Genomic DNA, 14,014 nt, shown 5'->3' on the forward strand with positions numbered 1-14,014 from the left:
AAACTTAAATTTTAAAGAAACTAAATTTACTACCAAATTAAAAAAATTTAGTATGAGTAAGTGGTCTTAGTTTGTTATCATTAACGTTGCGAAGAAACTATTCAAAGAAAATTAGAATAAAAATTAATACATAAATAGAAGAAATTAGATAAATTGTTTCTTTTAACGTTCAAACTCTGAAAGTTAAGTTTTTATTTAATAGAAGTCTTTTAGAAACATTGCTGTAATCTATTCTGTTCAAAGTTTTCTGCAATGCTCAGCAGAAATTGAGATCGTATCATCCTATTACATTTCAATCTGCACAGCCTGAGTGCAAACTCTTTCTGTTGTGAGTGGTTGATCGGATATCTTAGGTCTCAACTCAAAAAGGCAAGAACAAATTCCTAAAGTAACCACTATGGATTATGAACGGTCGTTAATGCCTATCGGCAGAAGGTGTATTGGCACTCATCATTCATTATAGAAAAACCCACAGAACAATACAATATCCCACGCTTAATGTGTTTAGGGTCATATTAAAGGGTAAAGTTATCTTAAGCTTCCAAAGATTAGAAGTTAACTATAAAATAAATTTTATCTATAACCAAGAGGACAAAGAGAGAGAATTATAATTCTGATTAATTTAGTAAGGATTCTTTGAGATTAAATACTTTCCCCATAATTACTTTATAAACCTTAATAGTCCAAGCTAGTTTAGGGTGACTTTTCTTTGCAGCAATATAGGTCTCATCCATAAAGAAATTCCAGTTGAATGAGTTTACATGGTCAATGGCATAGGTGAGGTTGAAATTATGTATATAAGTTGTATGCCACCAGCCAGCAGGTATAAATAGAGTTTCTCCAGGTTGCAGAGTAGTTTTTATAGCCACAGCATTTTTAAATAATGGAAACCTATCATAATCAGGATTTATGATGTTAACGGGGCTCTGGGTTGAACGAATCTTATCAGGATATAAATAGGGCGTTTGGTTGGGTGGGTATAGAATAAAATCCTTCTCTCCAATTATTTGTGTCAATTGCGTATGTACACCGAGATAATCAATATGCAATGTTGGGAATGAACATCCTTTTCCACCAAAAAACAATTCTTGTTGATTGGTTCGTTTGGCGATAAAATTAGGTAATAGGCGGCTGTGTAATCTATTGGATTTTCCGTAAAGCATTTTTGGAATATCATCAGGGTATTCAGGGAAATCGCGATCCACATTGTAAATATTTGGATATGGCGCTTTATTTTCTGGTGTTGACGATTTACATAAATCAATTATTTCTGACAAGGGATAGGTCTTTCCGTCTATAGTTCTGTTTAAGTGGTTATAATTAGATTTGAAATATACTGGTGTAAACTTTTCTAATGTTGTCCAATCACCTCTGTCAGTAATTACTACTGGCAATGAGTTTTTTACATACGTATTGTAAAATTCTTTTTCTGACAGACCACTACATCTGTCAATTTTGGTTATGTTAGTATGTGCCTCCATTTTTCTAATTTTTAATTTCATATGTAAATGAGTGAAACATTTTATATAATCAAAGCGTATCGACAAGATCACTAATAGGGCAGGACTTAGAATCTTACCGATAAGATCAATAGTGGGGAGGACTTAGAATAAATCGATGCTAAATTTGAATATTAAATTTAAATTTAATCAATTCTATTTAATTAGATGATAATTAACTAATTAATTATCTTGGAACACTTTATATTTCAATAATTTGAACCGTATTTCTTTTAAAACATTCTTTAATTTTAATTATTCCGTCAAGATAATTCTTACTAATTAAGGATTATAATTCTTGTGTTGGTTATAATATTCTCAAAAATTACAGCGGTTCAATAAGCTTAACTTTTTTTCAGTGGATATAGTAAATACATAAAGCCTAACATTGTAAGAAAATAAACAATAGAATAAGCTGTAAAAGTAGTTACACCTCCTGTGCTTGGTGAGATTGATAGTGCATTCAGACTAAGATTTAAAGTAAACTGCAATATTAATACACAAATACCACTTTTAGAAAGTCTATAAACTACAGTGCACATACCTGCAATTCCCAACATGAATATTCCTAAAGAAACTATCGGAATGCCAGGAAGAACACCTTCACCAAGTATAATGATCGGAATCCACCATAAGGTCCAAAACAAACCAATAATTTGACTTGCATAAAAAGGTTTTATGATTTTTGATAGTTCGCGAATGCAATAGCTAACCCAGACAACTTCGCCTAAGAAAGCCCAAACAAACAATGCCACAACACTCCTTAAGTTAAAAACCCCAAAATTTACTTTTACAAATTCAGTATAATCACCACCAGAATAAATGCCTTTCAATAACAAGGTTATAAGACCGACTGTGAAAGCGAAAAATAAACTAAATACATACCATTTAGGGTTGACCTTCCAATTCGTCATAGGTTTAAAGATATCTTTTACGCCCATAATGCCTCTTGTATATGCTACTATACAAATCAAGAGGAACAAAAGCAGCAAAAATCGACCATTATTATATATCGCCTTTGGAATAATATCTAAATATCGGGCGTACACATAAACGACATTAACCAATGGGCCAAGAACTAAAAAGATATAAAGCTCATATTTTTTTATAAAATCCCTCATAGTTGTTTAGATTAAAAGAATTATAAACCGTTTTTTATTTTTTAACAATACAATGCGACCAGCACACGCGTCATAATTTTATTTCTCTGAAAGAAGCTTTTTCAGCATTATCAAATTTATTTTATGCAATCATTACTTCAATTTTTAGCGCCAACAAACGTTTGCATGTCACTAGCGTTAAACCAGACTTTTTGTGAAAAATGCCAGATGTCAAAACCTGCATTTTTGAAAAGACCAGGGTAGTTATGTGAAAACGACGGCTCATGCCCATAAAGTTGAGAATTTGGGTTTGTTTCAAAATTGTGGTCAGCACCGTTTGGTTCTATGGCTACAAAGATCGTTTTGCCCAGTTGGTTTATGTTGTTGAAAAGCTCTTGCAGACGTGGCTCTATAAAATATTCTAAAACACCTCTTGAGGTGACAAAAATAGTATTCCTTTGGCCGTGTTTTTTAACCCAATCAAGAGCATCTGAGGCCACAAACTCAAGTTTTTTGTTGTTACTGAATTTTTTATTATTTAATTCAATCTGATCTTGACTAAGATCAATACCTACAAAACGATTAATATGGGGGAATTCTGAACTCAAATAATTTAGTACATCGCCATTTCCGGTTCCAATTTCGACCAGGGTATTAAATTCTTCTGGATGATTTGATAATTCAATTTTAAGTAGTTCGAATATAAAAGTACAGTTTGGCAGAAAATCAGTTTCAAATCCATCTTCAGTTTCTAAAAATAACTCCGTGGCATTTTTATTGGCCCAAAAATTGCGATTTAGATCCGCAATTGTATTGTAATCTTGTATTTTATCAAGTTTTTTTACAAGAGCAGCACGCATTAACCTTTCTGGGATACTCAGGTTTTTTTTATTCTTGTGTACGAGTGTAATTCTATTTTCCGACAGTTGTCGGGCCTTTTTTGGTCTAAGAAACACAAGTGCATTACCTAATGTTCCAGTAAGAACGGGATATAGAATGGCTTTTAATTTGTTTTTCATTAAGTAGTTACTTTGCTTGTTTTTAGTTGGTTGCAAAACATATTGAGTTATAAAGATAAACTTATTTGTTAAAAAACCATATTTCAGTTACATAATCTATACTCTGAACTATAAAATCCAAATTGAAGGATTTCAATTTGGATTGCGATGGACTCGGTTAAGCAACGAGTGTGAGGAAATAATGATACCAAAGCTGTTAGATTAGTAAAAAGATGAGATAGCCGGTATTTAATACCGTTGGAGGTGCTGTTTCAAATTTTGATGTATTTGCTTTGAATCCAGAGAGACGGTTTCAGTCTTGAGGTTCTTAGTCCTGAATGAATTAACAAAAGAGATAATTAGTGCCTCTTTCGTAGTTTAAAAAACAATTCCGTTCCATTTCTTGAGGGATGCGAATTAAGCGCAGGTTCCAATATCACAATTTCAAAATGAGGTATAAAATAGCCTATATATTCTTTTTTATTCGCCTCCAAAAGGGGGTTTGTCACTGTTTAAAGGAATGTCAAAAAGCAGTCCTACAATTAGCCCATTTTTATTGAGTAATTCAGAGGCTTTTGATGAGTATGCCGGTCTTAATGCTGGGTTAAGGGCACAAAAGAAGGTTTGTTCGATTAAGAAGTCAAAAGACATTTCTAAATCGAAAAAATTCTGCTGAATTAAATGTGCGGAAGGAAACGATGGCACACGGCGTTTGATATTATTTAATGCTGTTTTAGAGAGATCAACAACATATATATTTTTGAATCCTTGATGGTGCAAATATTCGGCTTCATAAGAATTGCCTCCACCCGGAATCAATATCTTCAGATCTTTATTGGTCAATTGATCAAAATACGCTTTTAAGGGTGCGGAGATCTCTCCCAAATCCCAGCCTATATCTTTGTTTTTATAACGATCGTCCCAAAAATCTTCTGACAAATTCACTAATTGGTGGTTTTTATGATGTTTATAATATCATCTTTTGACAACACACCAGATTGTCTCCAAACTTGTTTTCCGTTTTTAAACAGTAGCATAGTTGGTACACCTCTAACTTGATATTTAGCAGCTATAGCCTGATTTTTATCGACATCTATTTTTATAATGGACACGCCATCCCCTAAATTCTCCTTCACCTGTTTTAAAATTGGTGCTAAGGTTTTATATGGTCCGCACCATTCTGCAAAAAAATCGACAAGAACAGGTGTGTCTTGATTTATTAATTCTGAAAATTTACTCATATCTGAATTTATTTATTTATTAAAGGAAACACTCCAAATACCCCTAACTTCATTCTCAGCATAGCCAATGGCTTTATCCTCTGGATATAATAAGGCCAATTTAGTAAGTATAGGTGTTTCAATATTTTTATTAGGTTTTCCATGACATTGCAAGCACATGGCATTGGTAAGAATAGGATAATATACCCGCATCTTGGTATCTGAATCTTTAACTATTGGGTTTGGTGACTCTTGGTTTGAAATAATTTCTTTAAAGGTTTCAATATATTCCAACTCTTCAGCATTGGCTTGATTAGCTAGATTTCTTGGTTTGTCTGAAACACGCTTGATGCTTGCGTTTTGCACCACGGCCATACTATCAGTTAATGAATAGGCCTTTTCGTTACAAAATGATAAGGCTCCTGATGTTCCAGCTTTTTGAATGGCCTGCATTAAATTTTTTCCCAAGACAGCTTGAGTACTCAATGCGTATCTTAAGCCACGTCCTGCATATGCTAGAGTATCACCGTTTGTTACTGTATATTTTTTTTCCTGAACAGCTTCGATCTCAGCTTTTTTTTCTACTGAAATATACTCGGATTTTTTGTCCTTATTACAGCTAAAAAAAGAAATCAATACGATTAATACTAGAACTGATTTTTTCATTTTTTATGAAATTTTTACTTTGAAAGTTTGCCAGTGGCGCAACTCACAAAAGATTTTGCTTTGGATGTCAACGAATTTGAATCTTCTATTGACGGATATCCTAAATGCTTTAGTTTTTCTTTAACAGCAACCGCATCAGTGTCATTCACATAATTGAAAGACACCTTATTTTTCTCTACATCAACCTGTAAATTGGTGATGTTTTCAATAGTAGATAGTTTAGTGGTGATGGTATGTGCGCAACCGCCACATTTTATATTTTGTACTAGTATTGAAGTTTTTATCATCATGCTTATGGTCATTTAATTTGCTCGTGAATTTTCTTTAAAAAAAATTATAATGTTATTTATAGTTTAAGATGCCACCTTTTAGATCGTATATTTCTGTGAATCCCATTGTGGATAACTTGTTTGAAGACTGTCTGCTTCTGCTTCCGCTCCGGCAATAGATATAAACTGGTTTTTGTTTGTCTAATTTATTAAATTCAGCAGTAAATTTATCAGAATAGAAATCGATATTTTTTGCATCTTTAATGTGACCAAATTTAAATTCATTGGATGATCTTACGTCGATTAATTGAACTTTTTTATGTGATATGGAATCTTTAAATGTTTGTGCATCTAAAACTTTGATGGCCTCATTTTTATACTTTTTTATTCCAAAAATTGAACTGAACAGTGTCATAGTGAACTTTATTTTATTATTTCAAATGTTTTTGTTGGTACAGACATAGTTTGATGGTGTTATACCAGCTTCTTTCATGGATTTAAATCCGCCAGATACATCGATAAAATTGTGAATGCCTCTACTTTTTAAAATAGATGCGGATATCATACTTCGATAGCCACCTGCACAGAATAGGTAAAACGTTTTATTTCTCGGGAATTCTGGCAAATAATCATTCAGGTCATTCAGAGGCGTGTTTTGAGCATTCAATAGATGTTCTGATAAGTATTCGCTTTCTTTCCTGACATCAAAAACAGGAACACCATCCGTTAAAATGATCTCTCTAAAGGTTGTGGCTTGAATTGATGTTACCGTATCATATTCAAAAGCTGCTTTTTTCCAAGCTTCGAAACCGCCTTTTAGATAGCCCAGCGCATTGTCAAAACCTACACGTGACAATCGTGTCACGGTCTCTTCTTCTTTGCCTTCTGGCGTCACCAATAGAATAGGTTGCTTAACGTCCGCAATCAGCGCTCCAACCCACGGTGCAAAATCGCCATCCAAACCAATGAAAATTGATCTCGGAATGTGCCCTTTTGCATAATTTTGCTCATTTCTAACATCTAAAACAATAGCTCCGGTTTCATTTGCAGCTGCTTCAAAAGCGTCTGGCGACAAGGCTTTGGTGCCTCTTTTCAAAATAGCGTCAATATCATCATAGCCTTCTTTATTCATTTTAACGTTCATAGGGAAATAGTGGGGTGGAGGTAGTAAGCCCTCTATCACTTCTTCAATAAATTCGTCTTTGGTCATATCAGCCCTCAAGGCGTAATTCGTCTTTTTCTGATTGCCCAAGGTGTCAATTGTTTCTTTGCTCATATTCTTACCACAAGCAGAACCGGCACCGTGCGCAGGGTAAACAATAATATCATCAGCTAAAGGCATAATTTTAGTGCGTAAGCTTTCAAATAGAAACCCAGCCAAATCCCTTTCTGTCACAACACCCTTTTTTTGTGCTAGGTCCGGACGGCCTACATCGCCCAAAAATAAAGTGTCCCCACTAAAAAGAGCATGGTCTTTACCGTTTTCGTCCCTCAAAAGATAGCTGGTACTTTCCAAGGTGTGCCCTGGAGTGTGAAGTGCAATTATAGTTATTTTTCCAAGTTTAAACTCTTGACCATCTTTGGCAATAATGGCATCAAAAGAAGGGTTGGCAGTTGGACCATAAATAATTGGTGCTCCTGTTTGTTTCGAAAGTGTTACATGACCACTCACAAAATCAGCATGAAAATGAGTCTCAAAAATATATTTTACTTCGCCATTATCTTGCTTTGCTTTATTGAGGTATGGTTTTACTTCTCTTAAAGGGTCTATTATTGCAACTTCGCCATTGCTTTCAATATAATAGGCGGCTTGTGATAGGCAGCCTGTGTACATTTGTTCTATTTTCATGGATGCAAAGATTTAATTGTCAAAAATAGAACCTCTTAGCGATGTTTGCAGTAACATAAGTTACAAACTCTTATATCACTATAAATTCCATGACAAAAATGAAGGCGGCCATGACAAAAATGAAATATCCAAAAGCCTTTTTTAATTTTTTACTATCTATAAAATTGCCCAAATAGCTACCTATAAAGATGCCCACAAGAGACAATCCCGTAAAGACCATTAAAAAAGTCCAATCTATGGACATTGTTAAGGCATCTCCCAAAAAGAAACCAAGCAATGATTTGAATGCGATAATTATCAACGATGTGCCAACGGCAATTTTCATCTCAACATTAGCTAAGATCACCAAGGCTGGAATAATTAAAAAACCACCTCCAGCACCGATGATGCCGGTAATACCGCCAACCACCAAACCTTCAATTAGTATTAAAGGGTAATTATATTTGACTTTTTTGTTTTTATTTACGGAGGTTTCTTTTTTGTGATTAAGCATCGAAAATGCGGCGGGAATCATCAATAAGGCAAAAAAACCGAACATACCCATGCGACGGCTAAATTCAAAATCCCCAACCGTAAATAAAATATTCGGAAGTATCGGTATTAAAAAGTAGCGTACCAAAGTGACCCCAATAATTGCAGGGATGCCAAATACGATGGATGTTTTCCAATCTACATAGCCTTTAAAGTGTTGTTGTAGTCCACCAACCAATGCGCTAGATCCTACTATGAATAAGGAATATGCCGTTGCGGCCTTTTCATCAATTGAGAATAAATATGCCAAAACAGGTACTGCTAAGATAGAACCCCCACCGCCGATAATCCCCAATGAAATGCCAATTACCAATGCGCTGATATATCCAAAAACCTCAATTAATTCCATAAGTTTTAATTTGTAGATCAAAAGTAGCCTACTCAAACGCGATATGCAGTAACATGGGTTACACTGGTTATAATTTCAAAATTTTAATAAAATTTCTGTTTAGCTCAATTTTGCCAAGTTGTTCCAGCTTTTTTAAAAGTCTTGAAATGACTACTCTGGATGTATGAAGATCATAAGCAATTTCTTGGTGGGTGTTTTGTATGATGTTGCTATCATTGACCCTTACTTTTTCCTTTAGATATTTTAGCAATCTTTCATCCATTTGATAAAAGGCAATACTATCTACAGTGGTCAGCAATTCATTGATTCTATTGTGGTAACTCTCAAAAACAAAATTTCTCCAAGATTTATACTTGGCTGTCCATTCTTCCATTTTGCCTACGGGAATCATGATGAGTTTTGCATCTGTTTCTGCAACAGCGCGTATTTCACTCTTTTTCTGTCCTAAACAACAGGTCATGGTCATTGAACAAGTTTCTCCTCTTTCTAGATAATAAAGCAATAGCTCATCGCCATCATTGTCTTCCCTTAAAACTTTAATAACACCAGAAATAAGCAATGGCATAGATTTGACATAGTCTCCTATGTCCATCATTTTAAAACCTTCCGGGATTTCTTTGTACGTACCAACCTGGACAATTTCATCAAGTAAAGCATCCTCGAATATGTGTCCATAACTTTCCTTTAATTCATTTATCATTTTTATTCTATTAAATGAGCCGTTAATTTCTAGTAATTCCGGATATGCTGCCTTCAACTGTTGTGCGTCAATTCCTAAATAGTTACAGTAAAGTTAGCAATACTATCAAGAATGTGAAACATAAAAAGCGCGATTGTCCCTTTGGATAAATTGACAGACACAATTGACATCGAATCACAACCTTTTTTGAAGAGGAAGGGTGGGCTCCACATCAGAACTTGACTGAATTTGATCCTCTCATAAATTATATGTTCTCTCAAAAGACACGTTTATTCTGAATACTTTTTGAATGGTTTTAAAATATCTATAACCACTTATATAGGTGTAAGTCCATTTCTTTCAAGGCATAAATATTTCTTTTTGTGTCAAACTTATCGACTTATAATCATGAATTTGTGCATTAAATTCTGATTCAAAACACTTTGAAGTGTTTTCAGTGTACGTTAATATTTAATACAATTGTATATGGCCAATAAGAAAACTGACAACTCCAGTTCAAAAAAAATAGAAGATTTAAAAAAATTTGAAAAGGAAACGAAAGACACCGTCATGACCACAAACCAGGGTCTGAAAGTGAATGATACCAATAACTCTTTAAAATCTGGTGAACGAGGATCAACCCTTCTCGAAGATTTTTTATTAAGAGAGAAAATAACCCATTTTGACCATGAAAGAATTCCAGAGCGTATTGTACATGCTAGAGGTAGTGGAGCTCACGGTTATTTTGAGTTATATGAAAGTATAGCTGAGTATAGCAAGGCAGGGATTTTTACAGATACTTCTAGAAAAACACCAGTGTTTGCGAGATTTTCAACCGTGGCGGGCTCTAAAGGTTCAACCGATTTGGCCAGGGATGTACGCGGTTTTGCAGTAAAATTATATACTGAAGAAGGCACATGGGATTTGGTAGGTAACAATATGCCTATTTTTTTCATTCAGGATGCCATGAAATTTCCTGATTTAATCCATGCCGTTAAACCTGAGCCAAATAAAGAAATACCGCAAGCTGCTTCGGCACATGATACCTTTTACGACTTTATTTCCCGTACTACTGAAACACTTCACAACCAAATTTGGCTGATGAGTGATCGGGCCATTCCGAGGAGTTTGAGAATGATGGAAGGTTTCGGTATTCACACCTTCAGATTGATCAATGACAAAGGTGAATCTCATTTTGTGAAATTCCACTGGAAACCTAAATTAGGAGTCCATTCAGTAACGTGGGATGAAGCGGTGAAGATTAGTGGTGCAGATTCTGATTTTCATCGTCGGGATTTGTGGGACGCCATTGACTCAGGACATTTTCCGGAATGGGAACTGGGCATTCAAATTGTGGCACAGGAAGACGAGCATAAATTCGACTTTGACCTATTGGATCCTACCAAGTTGATTCCCGAAGACATGGTGCCAGTTAAGATAATTGGTAAAATGACCTTAAATAAAAACCCGGAAAACTTCTTTGCAGAAACCGAACAAGTGGCCTTTCTTCCCGGTCACATCGTTCCTGGCATTGATTTTTCAAACGATCCACTTTTACAGGGGCGTCTTTTTTCTTACAGAGACACACAGCTCTCACGATTAGGTTCGCCTAATTTCCATCAAATTCCTATTAATAGACCGATTGTCCCTACCCATAACAATCAGAGAGATGGGCATATGCAAATGGATATCCCAAAAGGACAAACGGCTTATTTTCCAAACAGTATCAGTGGTGGCTGTCCACATCTTGCTAAAATGTCAGAAGGTGCCTTTACGTCCTATGAAGAGCGCATTGATGCAAAGAAAATCAGAACACGAAGCGAGAGTTTTAGTGATCATTTTTCTCAACCTGCATTGTTTTATAGAAGTCTTGCCGATTGGGAACAACAGCATTTAACGGACGCCTATATTTTTGAATTGGGAAAATGCACGCACCAACACATCCAAGAACGGATGTTGTATATCATTGCGCAAATTGATCAAGACCTTTCTGAAAAAGTAGCTAAGGGATTAGGACTTAAAGTACCGAAATCAATTGATAAACCTTTAAACCAGGCTATTGGTGCAGATGCTGATGTCTCGAAATTTCAACCACCGAAAAAGAAAATCTATTTGGAAAAAGATCCTGCATTGAGTCAGGCAAACACAAAGTTTGAAACCATTGCAACACGGCAAGTGGCTGTATTGATAGGTGATGGGTTTTCCATGAAGGATTTCAAGAAGATGACCGATGCCTTGAAAAAAGAAGGTGCCATGGTTAAAATTGTTGCACCGCACGGAGGTACTGTTAAAGGTGATGACGGTTCTGAACAGAAAGTGGATGCGGCCGTTGCGACAACAGAAAGCGTACTTTATGATGCACTCTATATTCCGGGAGGAAAGGAGTCAGTCAACACTTTAAAAGAGACTGCAAAATTTATAAAATTTATAAATGAGGCTTTGAAACATTGTAAAGCCATTGCGGCAGACCATGAAGGGGTAGAACTCTTGGAGGCCTCGTATGTGTCCAAATTTAAAGACGATGCGGCAATTTGTCTCAATACTGAACCTGCAAAATTCATTAAAGCCATTTCACAGCATAGAAATTGGAAACGAATGAAACTTGCCGAAACCATTCCGGTGTAAGAAATTGTGGTAGATGCAGCAAAAATATGGATCAACTTTGGTGATTTGTACTTTATAATTGGGCATCATCATTGAAGTTTAATTTAGAAAACAGTTAAAACAAAATGGACCAAGTGTTGAGATATCTAAATCTTGAGGCTTGGTTCTTTTGATTGACAGGCTAAAACATCTCACTTGAAAGTCAGTTTTTATTAGAATTCGACTAGTTAAATATTTTACACCTGAATTTTGTGTAACAGAGAAAATCATTGAAACATTTCAGGCGTGCTCAATATTTTAGCAGTTCTTTCCTAAATTTTTATTGCGTTCACAATTTTGTCTATTGAATTAATGGGTTTACCTCATTCTATATAATTTTATCCCCATCCCAAAAACTGGTTCCAAACCTAAAAAAGATTAAGCGCCGCAATTTTGCAGCCGTTGTGTACCACATATTTTTTGATAGCTTGTTCATTCTATCATAACTGTTGAAAACGGCATGATTTATCAAGATACAAAACCCATAAAGATTATGAAAAAAATTTTAATGGTATTGACATCTCATCAACAGATGCTCAATACAGACAGTACAACAGGATTATGGATTGGTGAGTTTACCGATCCCTATTATGAATTTCGCGATAAAAACTACACGGTGGTTTTAGCCAGCCCAAAAGGAGGTAGTCCCCCTATAGATCCTATGAGTAAACTGACGGAAAATATAACCGCTTCCAATCGTCGATTTAAAGATGATGATTTTGCGAAACATGCGTTAAAGCATACGGTAGAAATTGATGGGGTCTCTGCTTCTGATTTTGATGCTGTATTTTATCCGGGAGGGCATGGACCAATGTTTGATTTGGCAAGCAATGACGCCAGTGGGAGGTTGATTGTGGACTTTATATCACAAAACAAACCCGTAGCAGCAGTATGCCATGGTCCGGCAGCATTAATAAAAGCGGCAGAACTGCAACCTTCAATTTTAAAGGGGAAACAAGTGACAGGATTCTCCAATGCAGAAGAAAAGTTAGTATTTAGATCCAATAATATCCCTTATACTTTAGAAGATAAGTTGAAAGCATTGGGAGCCGACTATCATAAGGCACTTATACCATTCACCTCTCATGTTGAGACAGATGGCCTTCTGATTACCGGACAAAATCCGGCATCAGCAGGTCCCACTGCCAAGGCCTTAATTGCTATGCTGGAAGCTAATAAAAACAATTGATCGCTGAGGTTCTTAACTATTTAAACTAATATCAGATGTCCTTCACAATCTTTATTTTGGCTTGGCTTATTTCAGTAGTGTGGATGACCCTCTTTAGTGCACTATGGAGTGCGCTATCAGGCAATCAGTTTATGGAATCTGCACTAATTTCAAGACTATTGAATGCAAACCTTGACAAGACCACTTCACAAAAACAGACTTACGTTTTAGGATGGGTGATTCATTTTGCACTCGGGATTGTTTTTCTGGGAATTTATGAAGTTTTATGGGAGATCACCAATTTAGAGCGCTCCTTAATTTGGGGTTTAGTTTTTGGTGGTATTTTAGGAGTTCTTGGAGTTTTGGGATGGAAATTTTTATTTAAAACGCTTAATTTCCCATCGGACTTTAATTACACTCAATATTATATTCACATATTTTTCGCTCATTTAGTGTTCAGTTTTACGGCGTTGTTCGTTTATCATTGGTTTTATTAAGGTCGAGAGCATGCCTCAATTTAACGATTGTTTTAGCAATATTTAATGGTAGTTTTCATATGAAAACTTGGGTAACAACGCCAGATGGTCGACTGAGCTATTTCTTTTTTGAACCATTTATTTCGTCATTTAAGTTATCTACTTTGCATAACTATAAGTAGCTTGTAAGCTCGAACGATAAAAAATTTATATTATGGGCCACTAGGCCGGCAGACGAAGCATTGATGAGATTAATGACGACATGGAAAAAAAATGGGCAATCATTCGTGAAGAGTATAGGCGAAAGTACCCCAGCATTACCGACAATGATGTCGATTATTTGATTGGAGAATTTGAAAATATGTTGGGAATTATTGCCTCACGCACAGCCCGAAGTCGTGCCGAAGTCAGCAATGAAATACGCTATTGGGAAATCCAATAATAAGATTCACATAGCATCTTTTTCTAATTTTCTTACATAATTTGTTTTTCGATAGCAACGGTCATTTTGAAGGCAAGTGGCGTATAATTATCAAATTAGGTTAATTATTGGATAAAAAAATACCG

Annotated in this window: 15 protein-coding genes; 4 read left to right on the forward strand and 11 right to left on the reverse strand. The window is 35.4% G+C overall.

Annotated elements, in window-relative coordinates:
* Positions 1 to 617: 617 nt before the first annotated feature.
* The 11 genes from A9996_RS17865 to A9996_RS17915 all read right to left on the reverse strand — a co-directional run bounded on the left by A9996_RS17865 (position 618) and on the right by A9996_RS17915 (position 9,181).
* Positions 618 to 1,502 carry a cupin-like domain-containing protein gene (locus A9996_RS17865; RefSeq protein WP_066438498.1) on the reverse strand — a complete coding sequence of 295 codons (885 nt, stop codon included), beginning with the start codon at positions 1,500 to 1,502 and terminating at the stop codon, positions 618 to 620.
* A 341-nt stretch (positions 1,503 to 1,843) separates the two neighbouring features.
* Entirely contained in the window at positions 1,844 to 2,620 is a 777-nt protein-coding gene (locus A9996_RS17870; protein ID WP_066438500.1) for a hypothetical protein, read from the reverse strand.
* Between the two features lie 137 nt (positions 2,621 to 2,757).
* The gene (locus A9996_RS17875; protein WP_066438502.1) at positions 2,758 to 3,618 is read right to left on the reverse strand and encodes a class I SAM-dependent methyltransferase; all 861 of its coding nucleotides are present in this window, start codon (positions 3,616 to 3,618) and stop codon (positions 2,758 to 2,760) included.
* A gap of 459 nt (positions 3,619 to 4,077) precedes the next feature.
* Positions 4,078 to 4,542 (reverse strand): methyltransferase domain-containing protein, encoded by a 465-nt coding sequence (locus A9996_RS17880; RefSeq protein WP_346210716.1) that lies wholly within the window; start codon positions 4,540 to 4,542, stop codon positions 4,078 to 4,080.
* Complete coding sequence (gene trxA / locus A9996_RS17885) at positions 4,542 to 4,838, reverse strand: thioredoxin (protein ID WP_066438504.1); 297 nt, start codon at positions 4,836 to 4,838, stop codon at positions 4,542 to 4,544. Before trxA ends, A9996_RS17880 begins: the two co-directional genes overlap by 1 nt.
* Before the next feature lie 12 nt (positions 4,839 to 4,850).
* Positions 4,851 to 5,483, reverse strand: a complete 633-nt coding sequence (locus tag A9996_RS17890) for a Tll0287-like domain-containing protein (protein WP_066438512.1) — start codon at positions 5,481 to 5,483, stop codon at positions 4,851 to 4,853.
* 14 nt (positions 5,484 to 5,497) lie between these two features.
* Entirely contained in the window at positions 5,498 to 5,773 is a 276-nt protein-coding gene (locus A9996_RS17895; RefSeq protein WP_317047110.1) for a heavy-metal-associated domain-containing protein, read from the reverse strand.
* A gap of 52 nt (positions 5,774 to 5,825) precedes the next feature.
* Positions 5,826 to 6,167, reverse strand: coding sequence for a rhodanese-like domain-containing protein (locus A9996_RS17900; protein ID WP_066438515.1), 342 nt, complete (start codon positions 6,165 to 6,167; stop codon positions 5,826 to 5,828).
* A gap of 21 nt (positions 6,168 to 6,188) precedes the next feature.
* On the reverse strand, positions 6,189 to 7,601 hold the full coding sequence (locus A9996_RS17905; RefSeq protein ID WP_066438519.1) for an MBL fold metallo-hydrolase: 1,413 nt from the start codon (positions 7,599 to 7,601) through the stop codon (positions 6,189 to 6,191).
* 70 nt (positions 7,602 to 7,671) lie between these two features.
* On the reverse strand, positions 7,672 to 8,481 hold the full coding sequence (locus tag A9996_RS17910; RefSeq protein ID WP_066438521.1) for a sulfite exporter TauE/SafE family protein: 810 nt from the start codon (positions 8,479 to 8,481) through the stop codon (positions 7,672 to 7,674).
* A 67-nt stretch (positions 8,482 to 8,548) separates the two neighbouring features.
* The gene (locus A9996_RS17915; protein WP_066438523.1) at positions 8,549 to 9,181 is read right to left on the reverse strand and encodes a Crp/Fnr family transcriptional regulator; all 633 of its coding nucleotides are present in this window, start codon (positions 9,179 to 9,181) and stop codon (positions 8,549 to 8,551) included.
* Between the two features lie 465 nt (positions 9,182 to 9,646).
* Between A9996_RS17915 and A9996_RS17920 the strand changes: the two genes are divergently transcribed.
* The 4 genes from A9996_RS17920 to A9996_RS17935 all read left to right on the forward strand — a co-directional run bounded on the left by A9996_RS17920 (position 9,647) and on the right by A9996_RS17935 (position 13,889).
* On the forward strand, positions 9,647 to 11,785 hold the full coding sequence (locus A9996_RS17920; RefSeq protein ID WP_066438525.1) for a catalase: 2,139 nt from the start codon (positions 9,647 to 9,649) through the stop codon (positions 11,783 to 11,785).
* 526 nt (positions 11,786 to 12,311) lie between these two features.
* On the forward strand, positions 12,312 to 12,992 hold the full coding sequence (locus A9996_RS17925; RefSeq protein ID WP_083994022.1) for a type 1 glutamine amidotransferase domain-containing protein: 681 nt from the start codon (positions 12,312 to 12,314) through the stop codon (positions 12,990 to 12,992).
* 35 nt (positions 12,993 to 13,027) lie between these two features.
* Positions 13,028 to 13,468, forward strand: coding sequence for a hypothetical protein (locus A9996_RS17930; RefSeq protein WP_111625848.1), 441 nt, complete (start codon positions 13,028 to 13,030; stop codon positions 13,466 to 13,468).
* A 241-nt stretch (positions 13,469 to 13,709) separates the two neighbouring features.
* Positions 13,710 to 13,889, forward strand: coding sequence for a hypothetical protein (locus A9996_RS17935; RefSeq protein WP_066438530.1), 180 nt, complete (start codon positions 13,710 to 13,712; stop codon positions 13,887 to 13,889).
* Positions 13,890 to 14,014 lie beyond the last annotated feature (125 nt).

Origin of the sequence: Gelidibacter algens, assembly GCF_001678675.1 — a bacterium.
GTDB lineage: Bacteria > Bacteroidota > Bacteroidia > Flavobacteriales > Flavobacteriaceae > Gelidibacter > Gelidibacter algens.